This window comes from Myceligenerans pegani, from assembly GCF_014892515.1.
In the GTDB taxonomy this organism is placed as follows: Bacteria; Actinomycetota; Actinomycetes; order Actinomycetales; family Cellulomonadaceae; genus Myceligenerans; species Myceligenerans pegani.
The window spans coordinates 145,747-163,363 of the sequence record NZ_JADBGR010000077.1 but is presented as its reverse complement, the minus strand read 5'-3'; the positions used below and the strand labels follow the sequence as shown (position 1 = coordinate 163,363).

At 71.4% G+C, this 17,617-nt stretch carries 16 protein-coding genes and 1 pseudogene; 7 read left to right on the top strand and 10 right to left on the bottom strand.

From position 1 onward, the window contains the following. Together IIE03_RS10730 and IIE03_RS10725 are read left to right on the top strand one after the other, a co-directional pair. Positions 1-329, top strand: a pseudogene (locus IIE03_RS10730) (hypothetical protein); the annotation flags it as partial. A gap of 17 nt (positions 330-346) precedes the next feature. Beyond that, positions 347-1,144 carry a DUF4097 family beta strand repeat-containing protein gene (locus IIE03_RS10725; protein ID WP_192862732.1) on the top strand — a complete coding sequence of 266 codons (798 nt, stop codon included), beginning with the start codon at positions 347-349 and terminating at the stop codon, positions 1,142-1,144. A gap of 46 nt (positions 1,145-1,190) precedes the next feature. Here IIE03_RS10725 and IIE03_RS10720 read toward each other — a convergent pair whose 3' ends face one another. Next, positions 1,191-2,186, bottom strand: coding sequence for an aldo/keto reductase (locus IIE03_RS10720; RefSeq protein ID WP_192862731.1), 996 nt, complete (start codon positions 2,184-2,186; stop codon positions 1,191-1,193). 172 nt (positions 2,187-2,358) lie between these two features. Between IIE03_RS10720 and IIE03_RS10715 the strand changes: the two genes are divergently transcribed. Both IIE03_RS10715 and IIE03_RS10710 read left to right on the top strand, forming a co-directional pair. Next, positions 2,359-3,297, top strand: a complete 939-nt coding sequence (locus tag IIE03_RS10715; RefSeq protein WP_192862730.1) for an aldose 1-epimerase family protein — start codon at positions 2,359-2,361, stop codon at positions 3,295-3,297. Between the two features lie 100 nt (positions 3,298-3,397). Beyond that, a complete protein-coding gene (locus IIE03_RS10710) occupies positions 3,398-4,000 on the top strand; it encodes a GDSL-type esterase/lipase family protein (RefSeq protein ID WP_318842919.1) in 603 nt (200 codons plus the stop codon). Positions 4,001-4,147: 147 nt separating this feature from the next. Here the strand turns inward: IIE03_RS10710 and IIE03_RS10705 are convergent, their stop codons facing one another. From IIE03_RS10705 to IIE03_RS10695, 3 genes are all read right to left on the bottom strand, one after another. Then, entirely contained in the window at positions 4,148-7,888 is a 3,741-nt protein-coding gene (locus tag IIE03_RS10705) for a multifunctional oxoglutarate decarboxylase/oxoglutarate dehydrogenase thiamine pyrophosphate-binding subunit/dihydrolipoyllysine-residue succinyltransferase subunit (RefSeq protein ID WP_318842918.1), read from the bottom strand. Positions 7,889-8,268: 380 nt separating this feature from the next. Continuing rightward, the gene (locus IIE03_RS10700; protein ID WP_192862729.1) at positions 8,269-9,417 is read right to left on the bottom strand and encodes a sensor histidine kinase; all 1,149 of its coding nucleotides are present in this window, start codon (positions 9,415-9,417) and stop codon (positions 8,269-8,271) included. Between the two features lie 5 nt (positions 9,418-9,422). Next, positions 9,423-10,196, bottom strand: coding sequence for a response regulator transcription factor (locus tag IIE03_RS10695; RefSeq protein ID WP_225997565.1), 774 nt, complete (start codon positions 10,194-10,196; stop codon positions 9,423-9,425). 211 nt (positions 10,197-10,407) lie between these two features. Here IIE03_RS10695 and IIE03_RS10690 point away from each other — a divergent pair, with 211 nt between their 5' ends. The 3 genes from IIE03_RS10690 (at position 10,408) to IIE03_RS10680 (ending at position 13,945) form a co-directional block, all read left to right on the top strand. Further along, positions 10,408-11,820, top strand: a complete 1,413-nt coding sequence (locus tag IIE03_RS10690) for a hemolysin family protein (protein WP_192862728.1) — start codon at positions 10,408-10,410, stop codon at positions 11,818-11,820. Then, entirely contained in the window at positions 11,817-12,896 is a 1,080-nt protein-coding gene (locus tag IIE03_RS10685; RefSeq protein WP_192862727.1) for a hemolysin family protein, read from the top strand. The genes IIE03_RS10690 and IIE03_RS10685 overlap by 4 nt, the downstream gene beginning before the upstream one ends. A 248-nt stretch (positions 12,897-13,144) precedes the next feature. Next, positions 13,145-13,945 (top strand): M15 family metallopeptidase, encoded by an 801-nt coding sequence (locus IIE03_RS10680; RefSeq protein WP_225997564.1) that lies wholly within the window; start codon positions 13,145-13,147, stop codon positions 13,943-13,945. 37 nt (positions 13,946-13,982) lie between these two features. On the opposite strand, the gene IIE03_RS10675 is transcribed toward IIE03_RS10680, so the two are convergent. From IIE03_RS10675 to IIE03_RS10650, 6 genes are all read right to left on the bottom strand, one after another. Further along, the gene (locus IIE03_RS10675) at positions 13,983-14,894 is read right to left on the bottom strand and encodes an intradiol ring-cleavage dioxygenase (protein WP_192862725.1); all 912 of its coding nucleotides are present in this window, start codon (positions 14,892-14,894) and stop codon (positions 13,983-13,985) included. Positions 14,895-15,051: 157 nt separating this feature from the next. Next, complete coding sequence (locus IIE03_RS10670; protein WP_192862724.1) at positions 15,052-15,717, bottom strand: CYTH domain-containing protein; 666 nt, start codon at positions 15,715-15,717, stop codon at positions 15,052-15,054. Positions 15,718-15,821: 104 nt separating this feature from the next. Next, positions 15,822-16,430, bottom strand: coding sequence for an STM3941 family protein (locus IIE03_RS10665; RefSeq protein WP_192862723.1), 609 nt, complete (start codon positions 16,428-16,430; stop codon positions 15,822-15,824). A 246-nt stretch (positions 16,431-16,676) separates the two neighbouring features. After that, entirely contained in the window at positions 16,677-16,958 is a 282-nt protein-coding gene (locus IIE03_RS10660) for a hypothetical protein (protein WP_192862722.1), read from the bottom strand. Next, positions 16,955-17,152 carry a hypothetical protein gene (locus IIE03_RS10655; RefSeq protein WP_192862721.1) on the bottom strand — a complete coding sequence of 66 codons (198 nt, stop codon included), beginning with the start codon at positions 17,150-17,152 and terminating at the stop codon, positions 16,955-16,957. Before IIE03_RS10655 ends, IIE03_RS10660 begins: the two co-directional genes overlap by 4 nt. Beyond that, positions 17,149-17,562: a hypothetical protein gene (locus IIE03_RS10650; RefSeq protein ID WP_192862720.1), complete on the bottom strand. Its 414-nt coding sequence runs from the start codon at positions 17,560-17,562 to the stop codon at positions 17,149-17,151. Before IIE03_RS10650 ends, IIE03_RS10655 begins: the two co-directional genes overlap by 4 nt. Positions 17,563-17,617 lie beyond the last annotated feature (55 nt).

Below are 17,617 nucleotides of genomic sequence, written 5' to 3'. Positions count from 1 at the left end.
AGGCGCGCGCCCGGCCCCGTCCCGCCCCGCACGCGCCGGCCGACGCGCGCCGGGCGTCGTCGAACACCTTCCGGCACGAGGCGGAGGTCGCCCTGCAGAAGTTCCGGCGTGACGTCCTCGCGGACCTGCGGGAGGCCGACGTCGGAGGCGCGGTCAGCGCCCTCACCGTCGAGACCCTGCGCACGGTGCTCGACGGCGCGCGCACCGCCATCGCCGCCACGCTGCCGCCCGTCCCGAAATCGACCAGAATGACCCCCGGGCGACCGACGCCGACGTCCGACCGGCCCTCGACCAGCACACCGACCGACGATTCCGGCACGAGCCGCTGAACGAACGGAGCATCATCATGACCACCGAGTCCTGGAGCGTCGCCGCACCGCAGACCATCGAGGTCGCCGACACGACCTCCCTGACCGTCCGGCTGACCAACGGCCGGGCCGAGATCGTCGCCGACCCCGACCGCAGCTCCGGCGCCGCCATCGAGGTGCTGGAGGTCTCCTCACGTCCGCTGCAGGTCCTCGCCGAGCACGGCACCCTTCGCGTCGCCTACGACTTTCCCGGGATCGAGGGCTTCGTGGACCGCTTCCGCGGGCTGCGCGACCAGGACTCCGCGGTCGTGCGGATCACGGTGCCGGCGACGGCGGCGGTCGACGTCGCCACCGTGGGGGCGGAGGCCGTCGTCACCGGGAGCCGCTCGCGGGTGAACGTGAAGAGCGTCACCGGTGCCGTCGCCGTCACGGGGACGTCCGGGGCGTTGTCCGTGAAGTCGGTGTCGGGGCCGATCGTCGTGACCGAGCACACGGGCGACGTCACCGTGAACCAGGCGTCGGGCCCGGCGACGGTCTCGGGCGGCCTCGGCCGCGTGACGGTGAACGGCGTGTCCGGCCCGGTGGACGTGGCGTCGTCGGGCACGACGCCGATGGTGTCCGCCAAGACGGTGGCGGGCGCCGTGACGATCACGCTCGACGCCGGCACCCCGGTGAACCTCCGCGCGCGCAGCGTCACGGGCAAGGTCACGCTCGACGGCGAGCCGCTCGCCTCCACGGCCCAGCGCACGGTCGTCGTCGACCACCCGGAACCGGGCGCCACCTGCTACCTCTCCACCAACACGGTCTCGGGCGCCACAACCATCCTCCGCGCCTGACCCGGACGCACGAAGGGCCGGGACCCGCAGGTCCCGGCCCTTCAGCTCACCACTTATCGGCCACGTGCTCCTTGATGAGCTCCTCGTAGATCTCCCGCACGCCCGACGTGAACAACGGCCCCAGCGTCGCCGCGTCGCCCGCCGCGGCGTTCGCGCGCGCCTGGTCGGCGTTGCGGGCACCAGGGATCACCGTCGAGACGCCCGGCCGCTGCCAGACCCAGGCGATCGCGGCCTGGGCGGGGGTGAGGCTGTCGTCGAAGCACTTGGCCGTCAGTTCCGTGAAGCGGCCCGCGGCCTCGAGGCCCACCTCGTACGGCACACCGGAGAACGTCTCGCCCACGTCGAACGCCGCGCCGGTCCGGTTGAAGTTGCGGTGGTCGTTCTCGGCGAACGTCGTGTCCGCGGAGTACTTGCCGGACAGCAGGCCGGACGCGAGCGGGACGCGCGCGATGACGCCGACGCCGGCCTCCGACGCGGCGGGCAGGACCTCGTCCAGCGGCTTGAGCCGGAAGGCGTTGAGGATGATCTGCACGGTGGCGACGCCCGGGCGAGCGATGGCGGTGAGGGCCTCCGCCGTCGTCTCGACGCTGACGCCGTAGGCGGCCATGACGCCCTCCTCCACGAGGGTGTCGAGCGCGTCGTAGACCTCGTCGGACGAGTACACGGCCGTGGGCGGGCAGTGGAGCTGCACGAGGTCGAGCCGCTCGACGCCGAGGTTCTTCCGGGAACGGTCCGTCCACTCGCGGAAGTTGGCGAGCACGTAGTTCTCCGGCACCTGGTCCATCCGGCGGCCCATCTTGGTCGCCACGGTGATGCCGGCGTCGGCGTGCTCCTTCAGGAACGCGCCGATCACCTGCTCGCTGCGGCCGTCGCCGTACACGTCGGCCGTGTCGTAGAACGTCACACCCGCCTCGAGGGAGGCTTCGAGGGCGTCGCGGGCGTCCGTCTCGGAGACGTCGCCCCAGTCCGCCCCGAGCTGCCAGGTGCCCAGGCCAACGACCGACACGAGGCGGCCCAGCCGTCCGAGTACCTGCTGTTCCATTGATCCTCCTGCTCATGTCGCGGGCGTCTCGGGCCCGCGTGGCCCGCGATCGAGCCGTGTGGGGAACGCAGCGCACGTCGGGGGCGTGCGCTACATCGATGTTCTCTGTCCCACGCTATCCGCACGACACAGAAACTTCCCGGTTCCGTGCAGCCTCTAAGGTGTGAGGGTGATGACAGACCCACAGACGGTACCCGCGCCGTCCGGCACCCAGCACAGCATCTCGTACGGCGAACAGCACGTCACCGTCACCGAGGTCGGAGCGGCACTGCGCGAGTACACGGTCTCCGGCCGCGACGTCGTCGTCCCCTTCGCGGTCGACGAGGTCAACCCCGTGTTCAACGGTGCCGTCCTGCTGCCCTGGCCGAACCGCCTGCGTGACGGCGTCTACGAGGCCGACGGCGTCACGTACAGCCTGCCCGTGACCGAGCCCTCGCGCGGCACCGCGCTGCACGGGCTCGCCGCCTGGGAACGGTGGGGCCTGGTCGACTGCACCGACGTGTCGGTCACGCTCGGGCTGGACGTCGTCCCGCAGCCCGGATACCCGTTCCAGCTGACCGCGCAGATCACGTACGCCCTGTCCGACGGCGGTCTGACCGTGACGTTGGCCACGACGAACGTCGGCTCGGGCACGGCGCCGTACGGCGCCGGCTTCCACCCCTGGCTGTCCACGGGCGGGGCGGACCTCGACGACTGCACGGTGCGGCTGGACGCCGCGACGAGGATCACCACCGACGAGCGGCTCCTGCCCACGGGGAAGGAGCCCGTGGAGGGCCCGTACGACATGCGCGAGCCCGTCGCCATGGCAGGCCGTGACCTCGACGACGCGTTCGTCGACGTGCTGCGGGACGACGACGGCCTGTCCTGGATCCGGCTCACGGGGACGGACGGCCGCACGGCCGCGCTGTGGATGGACGGCTCGATGGACGTGTGGCAGGCGTGCTCCGGCGATCATGTCGGCGCGGGGTACCGCCGCATGGGCCTGGCGGCGGAGCCGATGACCTGCTACGCGGACGCCTTCGTCACCGGTGATCGTCTGGTGCGGCTCGCCCCGGGCGACACGCACCGCGTGCGGTGGGGCCTGACGCTGGTGGACGAACGGCGCGCCTGAGCGCGAAATCCCGAGTGGTCCATCCCGGTTGACCGACAATGGAGCCGGCCGGGACGACGTGCGAACCGGACAGGATGAGTGCTGAGGCAAGGAGAGGTCCGTGCAGGAACGCCAGGTGCGCATCTGTGTCGTCGGCGATGAGCTGGCCACCGGTGTCGGCGACGCGAGAGCGCTCGGCTGGACCGGGCGCGTCGTGGCCCGGACGAGCTTCGGCCGGCCCGCGATGATGTTCACGCTGGCCATCCCCGGGGAGACCTCGACACAGCTCAGCGCCCGCTGGGAGGCGGAGACCGCCGCGCGCTTCGGGCCCGAGCACGAGGTCGAGAACAGGCTGGTGGTCGCGCTCGGACGGCACGACGTCGCCGCGGGCCTGTCGGTCGCGCGGTCGCGGCTGAACCTCGCGAACATCCTCGACGTCGCGGAGGCGAACCGGACGCCCGCGTTCGTCGTCGGGCCGCCCCCCGGGACGCCCGACCAGGGCGACCGGATCGCCGAGCTGTCCGACGCGTTCGCCGATGTCGCGAGCCGGCGCCGCGTGCCGTACGTGGACACGTACAGCCCGCTCGCGTCCCACGAGCAGTGGCTCGCGGACCTGGCACAGAACGGTACGACGTATCCGGGACAGGCGGGCTACGGCCTCATGGCCTGGCTCGTCCTCCACACGGGCTGGCACTCGTGGTTGGGGCTTCCCCAGGACGACTGACCTGGGCCCGAACTGTCGGTGGGAACGTCAGAAGCCCGACAAGGTGACGTGCTCGGACCCGTTCACGGGCCCAGGGGGCCCTCCACTTCGGGAAAGATAGGTCCGAGCACGTCACCTTGTCGGCTTCGTGCGTCCTCGCCGCCAGTTCTAGCGGGTGAACGCCTCCTCGATGAGGTACTTCTGCTGGGCCTGGTGGAGCTTCGCCGTGCCGGCCGCCGTGGAGGCGGACGCGCCGCGGCTGATCACCTTGACGTAGGGGAGATCCGTCGGCAGCGCCAGGTGGATGTACGACCAGGCGCCCTGGTTCTGCGGCTCGTCCTGCACCCACACGACCTCGGCGTTCGGGTACTTCCCCATCTCCGCGCGGACCTGCTCCTCCGGGAACGGGTAGAGCTGCTCCAGGCGGACGAGCGCCACGCCCTCGTCCCCGCGCTTGGCGCGCTCGGCGAGGAGGTCGTAGTACACCCGGCCGGTGCACAGGATCAGGCGGTCGACCTTCGCCGGGTCCGCCGTGGCGTCGCCCAGCACCGGCTGGAACGTGCCGGACGTGAAGTCCTCGACGGCCGACGCCGCCGCCTTCAGCCGCAGCAGCTGCTTCGGCGTGAACACGACCAGCGGGCGGCGCGGGCGGGCGTACGCCTGGCGGCGCAGCAGGTGGAAGTACGACGCCGGGGTGCTGGGCTGGGCGATCGTCATGTTGTTCTCCGCGCCGAGCTGCAGGAAGCGCTCGATGCGGGCCGACGAGTGGTCCGGCCCCTGACCCTCGTAGCCGTGCGGCAGCAGCATGACCGCCGACGACGACTGGCCCCACTTCTGCTCCGCGGACGAGATGAACTCGTCGATCACGGTCTGGGCGCCGTTGACGAAGTCGCCGAACTGCGCCTCCCAGAGCACCAGCGCGTCCGGGCGCTCCACTGAGTAGCCGTACTCGAACCCGAGGGCCGCGTACTCGCTCAGCGAGGAGTCGTACACCCAGAACTTCGCCTGGTCCGGCGTCAGGTACAGCAGCGGCGTCCACTCGGCGCCGGTCTCGCGGTCGTGCAGCACGGCGTGACGCTGCACGAACGTGCCGCGACGCGAGTCCTGGCCGGCGAGGCGCACCGGGGTGCCCTCGATGAGCAGCGAACCGAAGGCCACGAGCTCGCCGAAGCCCCAGTCGATGCCGCCGTCCTTCGACATGATCTCGCGGGTCTCGAGCAGCTTGGCGAGCTTCGGGTGGACGTTGAAGCCCTCCGGCGGCGCGGTGTGCACCGAGCCGATGCGCTGCAGCACGTCGTGGCTGATCGCCGTCTGCCAGCCGACCATCGTGCCGGCGTCCTCGAGCTGCGCCTCGGGCCGCTCCAGGCCCGCGACGAGCTCGGACTGCGGGGCTGGGGTGAAGTCGGCCTTGGTCTCGGTGAAGACCCGTTCGAGCTGCTTCTGGTAGTCCTGCAGGGCGGCCTCGGCCTCCTCGACCGTGATGTCGCCCCGCGCGACGAGGTTCTCCGTGTACAACTTGCGCACGGACCGCTTCGCCTCGATGAGGTTGTACATCATCGGCTGGGTCATCGACGGGTCGTCGCCCTCGTTGTGCCCGCGGCGGCGGTAGCAGATCAGATCGACGATGACGTCCTGGCCGAACTGCTCCCGGAACGCGAAGGCGAGTTCCGCGACGCGGACGACGGCCTCGGGGTCGTCACCGTTCACGTGGAACACCGGGACCTGGTAGCCCTTCGCGACGTCGGTCGCGTACGTGGTCGACCGCGACGACTGCGGGCCGGTGGTGAAGCCCACCTGGTTGTTCACGATGACGTGGATCGTGCCGCCGGTGCGGTACCCGCGCAGCTGGGCGAGGTTGAGGACCTCGGGCACCACGCCCTGACCGGCGAACGCGGCGTCGCCGTGCACCAGGATCGGCAGCACGGAGAAGCCGTCGGCGCCCAGGTCGATGCGGTCCTGCTTGGCGCGGACGATGCCCTCGAGCACCGGGTCCACGGCCTCGAGGTGCGACGGGTTGGCCGCCAGGTACACCTTCGTGGTGGCACCGGACTCCGCGGTGAACGTGCCCTCGGTGCCCAGGTGGTACTTCACGTCGCCCGAGCCCTGCACGGACTTCGGGTCGATCTGGCCCTCGAACTCCTTGAAGATCTGGGCGTAGCTCTTGCCGGCGATGTTCGCCAGCACGTTCAGGCGGCCGCGGTGGGCCATGCCGAGCCCGACCTCGTCGAGCCCGCCCTCGGCGGCCCGGGACAGGATCGCGTCGAGCAGCGGGATGAGCGACTCGCCGCCCTCCAGGGAGAAGCGCTTCTGGCCGACGTACTTGGTCTGCAGGAACGTCTCGAACGCCTCGGCGGAGTTCAGCCGGCGCAGGATCCGCAGCTGGTCCTCGCGCGGGGTCTTGGCATAGCCCGACTCCAGGCGCTCCTGGAGCCACTTGCGCTGCGCCACGTCGGCGATGTGCATGTACTCCACGCCGATGGAGCGGCAGTAGGAGTCGCGCAGCAGGCCCAGGATGTCGCGCAGCTTCATCTTGGGCTTCGGGCCGAAGCCGGCCGTGGGGAAGACGCGGTCCAGGTCCCACAGCGTCATGCCGTGGTTCTGGATGTCCAGGTCGGGGTGCTTGCGCTGGCGGTAGGCGAGCGGATCGGTGTCCGCCATGAGGTGGCCGCGCGAGCGGAACGCCTGGATGATCTCGGCGACCTTGGCCGGCTTGGCGGCCTCGACGTCGGAGTCGACGGTGTTGTCGCGCACCCAGCGCACCGGCTCGTAGGGGACGCGCAGCGCGGCGAAGACGCGGTCGTAGAAGCCGTCGAGACCGAGCAGCTTCTCCGAGATGATCTTGAGGAACTCGCCGGACTGCGCACCCTGGATGATGCGGTGGTCGTACGTCGAGGTGAGCGTCATGACCTTCGAGACGCCCATGCGGGCGAGCTGCTCGTCCGAGGCACCCGCGAACTCGGCCGGGTAGTCCATCGCGCCGACGCCCACGATGGTGCCCTGGCCCTGCATGAGGCGCGGCACGGAGTGCACCGTGCCGATCCCGCCGGGGTTGGTCAGCGAGATCGTGGTGCCCTGGAAGTCCGGGACGCCCAGCTTGCCGCCGCGCGCCTTGCGGACAAGATCCTCGTAGGCGGCGACGAACTCGGCGAAGTCCAGCTCCTCGGCCTTCTTGATGCTCGGCACCAGCAGCTGGCGCGTGCCGTCGGGCTTGGCGAGGTCGATGGCGAGACCGAAGCCGACGTGCGCGGGCTGGTTGACGCCCGGCTTGCCGTCGACCAGCTCGTAGTGCGAGTTCATCACCGGCATGTCGCCGAGTGCCTCGACCAGCGCGTAGCCGATCAGGTGCGTGAAGGAGACCTTGCCGCCCCGCCCGCGCTTGAGGTGGTTGTTGATGACGATGCGGTTGTCCACCATGAGCTTGGCGGGCACCGCGCGCACCGACGTGGCGGTGGGAACCTCGAGCGAGGACTCCATGTTGGTCACGACGCGCGCGGCAGGGCCGCGCAGCTTCTGCACGTCGTCGACGGCGTCGTCGTGGTGGGGCTTGGGCTGCAGCAGCGACTGGCCGTAGTCCTGCACGGCCGGGGTCGCGACGGGCGGCGCCGCCGCGGTGACCTTGGGGTCCGCCGGGATCACCTTCTCGGCCGGCTGCTGGGCCGCCTCGGCCGCCGCCGTGCCCTGGCTGCTCTGCGCCTTCGGCTGGGCGGGCGCGGGCTGCTCGGCCTCGGCCGGGGCCGCGTCGGTGGGCGCCGACTGCGTGTCGGCCGACTTGCGGGTGCTGTCCGGCGACGGCGTGTAGTCCTCGAAGAACTCCCACCACGCGGGGTCGACGGCGTTCTTGTCCTTCAGATACTGCTGGTAGAGCTCGTCGACGAGCCATTCATTGGCTCCGAACGACGAGCTCGCCACGCTGATCGACTCTGAACCAGCTTTAGGGGACACGCGCGGATCGCCCACCTTCACCCATAGATTCTGCGCTCTGTGAGGGGTGCCGGCGCTGACCGGTCACGGCCTCAGCCCGATGGTTTCGGACAGCACAAGGGTATGCCTTTCGAGCCCGGAGGCGGGTGTGACGTCCACAGGTTCTCGCGGTCGGTCGGGCACCATCGCCGATGCTTCGTCATGAATTCTGCTTCGCAGGCAAAGTGTGGGCAACATTCGCCATGGAACCCGTCAACGCCACGTTTCCGTCGTGCGATCGGGGCGGACAATCCCTGATCTGTGTGACGGATCTCACGGCGCCATGGGGTTGTTCTTCGCGCCCGATGTCTTTAGGCGTCCGGCGCCCCCTACTCGGCGCCGAGACGCTCCGCGGCGACGCCGGGCGCCGGGTGCGCGCTCGCCGGGAGCGTGACGCGCATGGTCGCGCCCTCGCGGGAGTCCGCCACCTCGACGTGCCCGCCGTGCAGCTCCACCGCCCAGCGGACGATCGCCAGCCCGATCCCTGTGCCACCGCTCGCCGGCGGCGTACCGCCCGCGGGACCCGCCGCGCTCTCCGTGGCGAGGCCCACCGCCGCCGTCGTCCCCGGGTTCGACGCCGTCCCGCGCGCGAACCGTTGGAAGATGCGCTCCCGGTCCTCCGGGGCGATACCCGGACCCTGGTCGCTGACCTCGAGCACGACCGTCTCGCCCACCGGGTACGCGTCCATGCGGACGTCGCCACCCCGGGGCGAGTGCCGGATCGCGTTCTGCAGCAGGTTCGTCAGGACCTGGTGCAACCGTTCCCGGTCGGCCTCGATCGTCAGGTTCGGCGGCGTCACGTCGATGATGTAGTGCAGGTCCTTGGCGGCGTCGACCATCTGGAGGCCGTCCGCGCACTCCTCCATCAGGTCACCGACGTCGAACTCCGACACGGACAGCGCCGAGGCCCCCGCCTCCAGGCGGGACAGGTCCAGCAGGTACGTGACCAGGCGCGTCAGCCGCTCGGTCTGCGCGTGCGCCTGCTCCAGCATCGCGGGCGTGGCCGGCACGACGCCGTCGACCATGTTCTCGAGCTGCGCCTGGAGCGCCGCCACGGGGGTGCGCAGTTCGTGCGACACGTTCGCGATGAGGTCGCGGCGGGTCTGCTCCACCGAGGCCAGGTCCTCGGACATCTGGTTGAACGCGGCGGCGAGCTGACCCACCTCGTCGCGGCTCGTCGCGCGCACCCGGATGGAGTAGTCGCCGTCGGCCATCGCCTGGACGGCGTGCGTCATGTCCCGCAGCGGCGAGGTCATCCCGCGCGCCAGGAACTGGGTCAGGACCAGCGACAGGAGGATCGCCACCGGGAACGTGCGGCTCGGGCCCATCTGGAGCTGCAGGCCCAGCCACGTGATCATCACCGCGAGGGTCACCGTCGCCGCGACGAGGATGCCGAGCTTGATCTTGATGGAACGCAGGGGGTCCAGGGGGCGGACATCGCGAAGGGTGCGGGCGACGCCGGGCAGCCTCCGGTTCATCGGGGTCACGCCGTCGGCGGTTCGAACGCGTACCCCACGCCGTGGACGGTCCGGATCAGGTCCGAGCCCAGTTTCCTGCGCAGTGCCTTGATGTGCGAGTCCACGGTGCGTGTGCCGCTGGCGTCCGCCCAGTCCCAGACCTCGGCCAGCAGGCGCTCGCGCGTGAGCACGGTCTTGGGGGAGGAGGCCAGCATCACGAGCAGCTCGAACTCGGTGGGCGTCAGGTGGATCTCGTCACTGCCGCGGTAGACCCGGCGCTGCGCCCGGTCGACGGTGACGTCGCCCATCGCCATCGGCGGCTCCGACGGCGACGACGCGGCCGCCTGGGCGGCCCGGTCCACGCGCCGCAGCAGGGCCTTGAGGCGCGCGACGAGCTCGCGCATCGAGAAGGGCTTGGTCATGTAGTCGTCGGCGCCGACGCCGAGCCCCACGAGCATGTCGGTCTCGTCGTCGCGCGCCGTCAGCATGAGGATCGGCACCGGCTGCTCGGCCTGGATGCGCCGGGTCACCTCGAGCCCGTCGATCCCGGGGAGCATCACGTCGAGCACGATGGCGTCGGGACGCAGCCGCACGGCGGCGTCGACCCCGGACAGGCCGTCCCGCGCGACCTCGACCCGCCAGCCCTCCGCGGAGAGCCGCTGGGCGATCGCCGTGGCGATGGTCGGTTCGTCCTCCACGACGAGGATCGTGGCGCTCTGCTGGCCGGTACCGGTGGCGCCCGACGAGGCGGGGTCGGGGCGGGCGGGGCTGCCCGGCTGCTGCGGCGTACCTGAAGACATGGGTCCATCTTGCACCCCTCAGCCTGAAAGGACGCTGAACCCGGGCCGGAAGCCACCCAGCCGTGTCCCAGGTGTGCGTGTCAGTGCCTGCTCCGCCGCCGGCGAACCGTCGACGAACCGATGGCGAGCCGTCCACGAGCCGCCCACGATCTGTCCGCCACTGGCGCTACGATCGGCACACGATGATCGAGCACCATCCCCGGAGCCCCCGATGACCGTCGACTGGATCATGGTCGCCGTCGGGGTGCTCCTCACCGCCGGCACCGCAATCTTCGTGGCGGGCGAGTTCTCCCTGGTCACCCTCGACCCAGCCGTGGTCGGGGACGACGAGGAGGGCGACAGACCCGGCCCTGCCGCGGACTCCGCCGCCCCAGCGCGCCCAGGGCGCCGTGACCGTGCCGTCCGCGCCGCGCTGAAGAGCCTCTCCACCGAACTCAGCTCCGCCCAGGTCGGCATCACCGTCACCACGATCCTGCTCGGCTACACGGCGCAGCCCGCGCTCGTGAGCCTGCTCGGGGGATGGTTCGGCAGCTTCCCGATGTCCGGCGCCGTCGGGCTGGCCCTCGCGACCGTGCTCGCCCTCGTCCTGGTGAACGGCTTCTCCATGCTGTTTGGCGAACTGATCCCGAAGAACTTCGCCCTCTCGCTGCCGCTCCGTACCGCCCGCCTCGTCATCCCGCTGCAGCGGGTGTTCACGCTGCTCTTCAAGCCCGTGATCCTGCTGCTCAACGGGTCGGCCAACGCGCTGCTGCGGCGGGTCGGCGTCGAACCGCGCGAGGAACTGTCCGGCGCCCGGTCGGCGACGGAGCTCGCCTCCCTCGTGCGCCGGTCGGCGGCGGAGGGCACGCTCGAGAAGTCCGTCGCGCAGCTCCTCACCAACTCGATCGAGCTCCACGAGCTGAGCGCCAACGACGTCATGACCGACCGGATGCGCATGGTCGTGGTCGAGCGCGACGCCACCGCGGCCGACGTCGTCCGGCTCGCCATGGACACCGGGCACTCGCGCTTCCCCGTGATCGGCCAGGACCGGGACGACGTGGTCGGCCTGGTGAACCTGCGCCGCGCCGTCGGCGTGCCGCACGAGCGCCGCGCCGAGGTCCCCGCCACCGCGCTCATGGTCGACGCCCCGCGCGTGCCCGAGACCGTGGGGCTGGGGCCGCTGCTCGTCGAGCTGCGGGATCTGGGGCTGCAGATGGCCGTCGTGGTCGACGAGTACGGCGGCACCTCCGGCGTGGTCACCCTGGAGGACGTCGTGGAGGAGCTCGTCGGGGAGGTCGCCGACGAGCACGACCGGCGCCGCGCCGGCGTCGTGCGCGCTCCCGGCGGCGAGTGGGTCGTCCCCGCCGTCCTGCGGCCCGACGAGCTGGAGGAGAACACCGGCGTCGTCGTCCCCGAGGGGGCCGCCTACGAGACGCTGGGCGGACTCGTCATGGCCGAGCTGGGGCGCGTGCCCCGGGCCGGGGACGAGGTGACCGTGGCCGGAGCGACGCTGCGCGTCGAGGCGATGGACGGCCGCAGGGTCGAGCGCGTCCGGGTCCGGCCCGTGCGCGACGGCGCGGAGAGCGGGGCCTCGCCCACGCCCGCCGTCGGACACAGCCGGCCGAAGAAGGAGGCCCGAGGATGAGCACCACCACCGCGATCGCCGTCGCCGTCGTGCTGCTGGCGGGGAACGCCTTCTTCGTCGGGGCCGAGTTCGCCGTGCTGTCCGCGAAACGGTCCCAGATCGAGCCGCTCGCGGCCGCGGGGAACCGCCGCGCGCAGACGGTGCTCTGGGCGATGGAGCACGTCTCGCTCATGCTGGCGTGCGCGCAGCTCGGCGTCACCGTGTGCTCGACCGGGCTCGGGATCGTGGCCGAGCCGGCGCTCGCGCACCTGCTCGAGACGCCGCTGCACGCGCTCGGCGTCGAGGAACTGGCCCACCCGATCGCCATGGCGATCGCGCTCGCGATCGTCGTCTACCTGCACGTGGTGCTCGGCGAGATGGTGCCGAAGAACCTGGCGGTCTCCGCGCCGGAGAGGGCCGTGCTGTGGTTCGGGCCGCCGCTTGTGCTCCTGGCCCGCGTCGTGCGGCCGATCATCACGGCGCTGAACTGGCTCGCCAACCACGCCGTGCGGCTGACCGGCGTCGAGCCGCGCGACGAGGTCGCCTCCGCGTTCACGGCCGAGGAGGTGCAGTCGATCGTGGAGCACTCCCAGGCCGAGGGCGTGCTGCAGGACGACCTGGGGCTGCTGTCGGGTGCCCTGGAGTTCTCCGAGAAGACCGCCGGCGACGTGATGGTCCCCGTGGGGTCGCTGGTCACGCTGACCGAGGGCGTGACGCCCGACGACGTCGAGCGGCTCGTGGCCGAGCACGGCTTCTCGCGGTTCCCGGTGCTGTCCGCCGCGGCGCCCGAGGACAACGGCGTCCCGGGTACCCCTGTGGTCGACGACGAACGCCTGATCGGGTACCTGCACCTCAAGGACGTGTTGTACGCGACCGGCGAGGCGCGGACCGAGCCCGTGGCGCTCTGGCGCGTGCGCGCGCTGGCGAACGTGCGGCCGGACGACGAGGTCGAGGACACGCTGCGCGTCATGCAGCGGTCCGGGGCACACCTGGCGCGGGTGGTCGGAGCGGGTGGGGAGCTCCAGGGCGTCGTCTTCCTGGAGGACATCCTCGAGGAACTCGTGGGCGAGGTGCGGGACGCGATGCAGCGCCGTTGACGCCGTGCAGCGCGGTGACGTCATGCTGCGCAGGTGACGGCGTTCGGGGCAAGAGGCCTACGGGTGGCATTTCCTGTATTTGCGTCGTGCCCGGCTTGGCACCCGATGCGAGCGGCGGATATGGTCGAGGCCGGATGACGATCGGCCGCGTTGGGGGGTGCGGCTGCGACCTCGGAGGAGCAGTGGAGCCAGCGGTCGGCCCAGGCACATCGCCTGCGTACCCCACCCGGCGTGCCCGGCGCGAAGCGTTGGAGCGGAGCCAGGCGATCCGCCGGGGTGCCCGGCCCGCGCGGAACTTCCGTACCGGGCGCGAGGCGCCCGCCGACGGAGCGCGCACCGCGCCCGCCCAGCGATTCCTGTCCCGCACCGCCGTGCTCGGCACCCTCGCGGCGGCCACGATCGGGGTGCCGCTCGGGCAGCAGGCCGAGCGCAGCGGGGAGTCGCCCTTCGAGGTGGCGGCCGACCCGACGGGCCCCTCGCCCCTCGACCTGGTCACCGAGCCGAGGACGGCGCCCCGTGCGTCGGAGAACGTGATGGCCGCGCCGAGGATCGAGCGCACCGAGACGCGGTCCGCCAGCCGTGAGGCCGAGCGGAGCCCGCTCCCGAACTGTGATCCCGACGCGCCCGTCGAGGGCGGCAACGGGCTGCTCGCCGACCACTCGCTGTGCGAGCTGTGGCAGGACGGCGAGCAGCTGCGGCCCGACGCCGCGATCAGCCTGTCCGCCCTCAACGGGGCGTTCCGCGCGCAGTTCGGACGGGACCTGTGCCTGGTCGCGAGCTATCGCGACCTGGACACGCAGTACGCGGTGAAGGCCCAGCTCGGCTACTGGGCGGCGTCGCCGGGTACCTCGAACCACGGCTGGGGCCTCGCGATCGACATCTGCAAGCAGGAGACCAGCAACAGCGAGATCTACTCGTGGCTGTGGGCGAACGCGCCCGCGTACGGCTGGCAGAACCCGGCGTGGGCCCAGGTGGGCGGCGAGAAGTACGAGCCCTGGCACTGGGAGTACGTCGAGGGCGTGGCCGGCCTCGGCCTCTGGAAGGGCTGACACCAGCCCCGGGTCCGGGCCGCAGATCGGCGCGGGATCAGATCGGCACGGTCAGGGTGGCCGTGTAGCCGTCCGCGACCGAGCCCGAGCACCTCGCCATCTGGAGCGAGTAGCCGTCCGAGAACACGTTGTCGGTGTCCAGGGTGATGCCCGCCAGGTTGGTGACGCTCTGTTCGTAGCCCTCGGTGGCGTACACCTCGCCGCAGGCGTCCTCCGGGAAGGCGAGCTGTGACGTGCGCTGCCGGTTGGTGGCAGAGGTGGCGTCGTCGAGCGACGGATAGATCTCGAAGTGGATGTGCGGCCACCGGCCCGCGTAGCAGCCCGGGAAGATCGAGGTGAAGGTGACCTTGCCGGCGGCGTCGGTCTCCTGGACGCCGCGCAGGTAGTTCTGATCCTCGAGGTCGTACATCGAGTACTTGCCGTCGCGGTCGCAGTGCCAGGCGTAGACGGCCGCGCCCACGACGGGCGTGCCGGCGTCGCCCTCGCCGGAGACGTCGACCACCGTGAAGGTGACGGTGAGCGGGATGCCCTCCGCCGTGCCGGAGGATTCTCCGAAGCTCGTCGTGATGTCGCTGCGCACCACACCGGTCTCGGTCAGGATGTTGACGCCGTTGGTGCCGTCGGCCGGGTAGGGCCCGTTGGTCTCCTCGGGGATCTCGCCCTCGCCGACGTCGGCCTGCGAGACCTCGCCGCCGCCGCTGCCGCTCGGGCCGCCGTCCGGCGGGGTGCCACCCGGTCCGCCGTCGGGCGTCCCGGCCGAGGTCGTGGAGCCGGTGCCGCCGCCCCCGGTGCACGCGGCCAGGGCGGCGGCGAGGCCGGTTGCGCTGATCAGGCCCAGGGCGCGGCGCCGGTTCAGGAGCGTCGGCAGGTCGTGGGAGAGGCCGAGGTCGTGGGGCTCGGGGGCGTCGGCCTCGGTGGTCGTTGCGGAGGGTTTCTGTGTCGTGGTCATGAGGCGAAGTTATGACCGGCGTCTGTACGGCGTCGCCCAGCGGGCTGTGGGTGTCCTTTGACGTGCACTCGCCGGGCGGCGGTGCCGGGTCGCGTACTGCTGGGCAGGCTCCGCCCGACCCGTCGAAGGGCGTGCCGGGACCTCCCGGGCCGGCCGATCAGCTTGTGCTGATGCGGGTGTTCGGCCCGAAATCCTGGCGAAAGCGGGGGCCCTGCGCGGCGAGCTCGGCGTCGAACGCCGTCGACCACTCGCCGTACGGCCGCATGGCGAGCGAGTCGTTGGAGAACCGGGCGTCGTCGGTGATCTCGGTGACGCAGAAATCGGGGATCTGGAGCCCGGTGACCGGCCGGGAGCGTTCGCACTCGGCGATGATCAGCGGGTGGTTCGCCCCGCCGAACACGTCGATCGACCAGCCGTCGGCGCCGAGCCACGCGGCGTATCGCGTCTTGACCACGGGATGTCCGCCGCGCCGGACCAGTTCGACGGCGATGCTCGGGTCGAGGGGGCGTTCGGCCTCGTAGCGGGTGCCGCCGACGGCCGGCCCCTTGACCGTCACGGCCGCGAAGTCGATTCGCGCGGCGTGCTCGCGCAGGATGTCGTCCGCGCCCGTGCCGGGCTCCTGCGGCGCCTCGACGTCGCTCGCCTGGACGCGGACCCGGAGCGCGTAGCCGTCGTCGGCCACGTAGTAGGACTGGAGGATGAGCGCCGGGGCGTCGCGGAGCGCGCGGGGGAAGTCCCGCACGAAGAAGCGCCTCTCGAACTCGAAATCGCGGTAGCCGGTGTCCGGGCCGACGTCGTGGCCGGCCTTGTCGACGTCGCTCATGGCAGGTCCCCTGTCGCCCATGTCAGGTCTGTAAGGAAGTCTACACAAGCGGGGGCAATCGTTGTCCACCCCGGTCCGTCATGCCCGCCCCGGCGTCTGGCCTCCTACTCGCGCGACCGGGTGGCGACGTACGGTGCGAGGGCGGCCTTGATCTGCTCCGCGGAGGCGTCGATGCTGCCCGGCTTCAGCACGACGGGCGTCCCGGCGAGCCGCTGGTTCGTCGCCGCGGCGAAGCGCCGGACGGCGGTCCGCTGGCGTTCGACGACGGCATCGGGGTCGGTGACGTCGATGGCGACCACCGCGCGGCCCGCCAGGCTCGCGTCCCGGATTCCGGTGACCTCGGACCACTCGACGCGTTCGACGCCGAGGTTGGGGAGCCAGTCGGTGAAGCCCTCGTCGTCGACGATCAGCACCGGCCAGCGCGCCACGAGCATGCGCCGGACCGCGATGAGTCCGGCGCCGAGCGCCATGAGGACGCCGACGGCTCCGGTGGTGGTGACGACGAGCGCCGTGGGCGACGGCGTGGCCTGCGCCGAGTCGAACCCGATGACGGCGGCCGCGCCGCACACGACCGCCAGGACAAGCGCGGCGATCGCGAGCGTGGCCACGTGCCCGCGCGACGGGAAGAGCTCGACGACGTCGCCGGTGGCGGGGGAGGCGGGGCCTGTGGATGTGCTTGCCGCGGTCTGATCGGTTGCCATCGCATCGGACATGTGGCGGACGATACCGGCAACCCGGTCATCGGTGTAAAACCGATCCGCGGGCACGCCACCCGGACAAGAGAAAACCCGACGCCTGCCGGCGCCGGGTGGTGTGCTGCGATCATGGCACGGCGAGCTTGAACGCATCAAGCAATGACGAGACGGCGTCGCTCTCGAAGAGAGCACACGCCGCCTGCCGTCCCATGCGCCCGCGGGGAACCTCCACCAAATCGCTCTGATCTGATGTATCGACGTTCTTCAATTCGTTTCGTCGTCTGCCGCCTCGTCTTCGGGAGCCAGCTCGTTCGCCGCGCACAGCACCTCGCCGAACCCGATCCGCCGATCTACCTGAACGCGGATCGGCCACAGACCCGGGATGTCCACCGCGACGACGGTGCCGACCGATCCGAGCAGGACGGGCGGGCCGTCCACGCGCCGTACGCGGTCACCGACCTTCCACCGACGCGGCGGCCGGTCGCGTGGATCGACTTCGTAGAACGCGCCGTCGTCCCATCGGTCCGGCGTGATGTCGCCCGTCATCGCTCGACCTCCCGCACCGCCCAGACCGGTACGCTCACGATGCCGTTGCCGCCATCGATCGACACGCCCAGGTCCACGCCTGCCCGCTCGGCGCTCGTCCCCGTGAGCCGCCCCGCCATCCACGCGAACCGGCCGGACGTGATGACCACGTGCGCGTTCGGCGTCAAGGTCGCTCGCTCGGCGTCCGCGCTCATCGCTCGCCCCTTCGTAGCCTTTCCACCCAGTCGTCCGAGCCGACGTGCTGCCAGCAGTACGCCTCGCCAAGCTCCGCGATGCCGTCACAGTCCGGCGCGTAGCACCGGGGGCCGATGGTTCCCACCGGGCGGCGAAGCGCCGCCCGAACCTGTACTTCGATGCCGTCCCGGGTGCCGCTCCACAGGGTGTAGCCGGGGACCGTCGTCCTGTGGTCCAGCGGCGAGACACAGCCCAGCTCACGGGCGATCTGCTCGCTCTCGGACAGGTCGCGAGGGTGCAGGCTCACTCGGCTTCGCGTGGTGGTCACCACGTCGATCCGCTCCGGGCCGATGGCCGACAGCCATCCGTCCACCAGCCCCACCACATCCCTGATGCCGAGCACCCTGCCCGGTTTTCCGTCGACTCGCATCGCGAGACCCCTTCGTTCGGTCGAGTACGAATTCAAGGGTGTTGGCGTGCGACGG

Excerpts from the sequence above, each read along its gene's own strand:
- IIE03_RS10695 (WP_225997565.1), bottom strand. The coding sequence starts at position 10,196 with ATGTCTTCAGGTACGCCGCAGCAGCCGGGCAGCCCCGCCCGCCCCGAC.
- IIE03_RS10700 (WP_192862729.1), bottom strand. The coding sequence starts at position 9,417 with ATGAACCGGAGGCTGCCCGGCGTCGCCCGCACCCTTCGCGATGTCCGC.
- IIE03_RS10690 (WP_192862728.1), top strand. The coding sequence starts at position 10,408 with ATGACCGTCGACTGGATCATGGTCGCCGTCGGGGTGCTCCTCACCGCC.
- IIE03_RS10675 (WP_192862725.1), bottom strand. The coding sequence starts at position 14,894 with ATGACCACGACACAGAAACCCTCCGCAACGACCACCGAGGCCGACGCC.
- IIE03_RS10665 (WP_192862723.1), bottom strand. The coding sequence starts at position 16,430 with ATGTCCGATGCGATGGCAACCGATCAGACCGCGGCAAGCACATCCACA.
- IIE03_RS10720 (WP_192862731.1), bottom strand. The coding sequence starts at position 2,186 with ATGGAACAGCAGGTACTCGGACGGCTGGGCCGCCTCGTGTCGGTCGTT.
- IIE03_RS10670 (WP_192862724.1), bottom strand. The coding sequence starts at position 15,717 with ATGAGCGACGTCGACAAGGCCGGCCACGACGTCGGCCCGGACACCGGC.
- IIE03_RS10725 (WP_192862732.1), top strand. The coding sequence starts at position 347 with ATGACCACCGAGTCCTGGAGCGTCGCCGCACCGCAGACCATCGAGGTC.
- IIE03_RS10650 (WP_192862720.1), bottom strand. The coding sequence starts at position 17,562 with ATGCGAGTCGACGGAAAACCGGGCAGGGTGCTCGGCATCAGGGATGTG.
- IIE03_RS10715 (WP_192862730.1), top strand. The coding sequence starts at position 2,359 with ATGACAGACCCACAGACGGTACCCGCGCCGTCCGGCACCCAGCACAGC.
- IIE03_RS10655 (WP_192862721.1), bottom strand. The coding sequence starts at position 17,152 with ATGAGCGCGGACGCCGAGCGAGCGACCTTGACGCCGAACGCGCACGTG.
- IIE03_RS10685 (WP_192862727.1), top strand. The coding sequence starts at position 11,817 with ATGAGCACCACCACCGCGATCGCCGTCGCCGTCGTGCTGCTGGCGGGG.
- IIE03_RS10660 (WP_192862722.1), bottom strand. The coding sequence starts at position 16,958 with ATGACGGGCGACATCACGCCGGACCGATGGGACGACGGCGCGTTCTAC.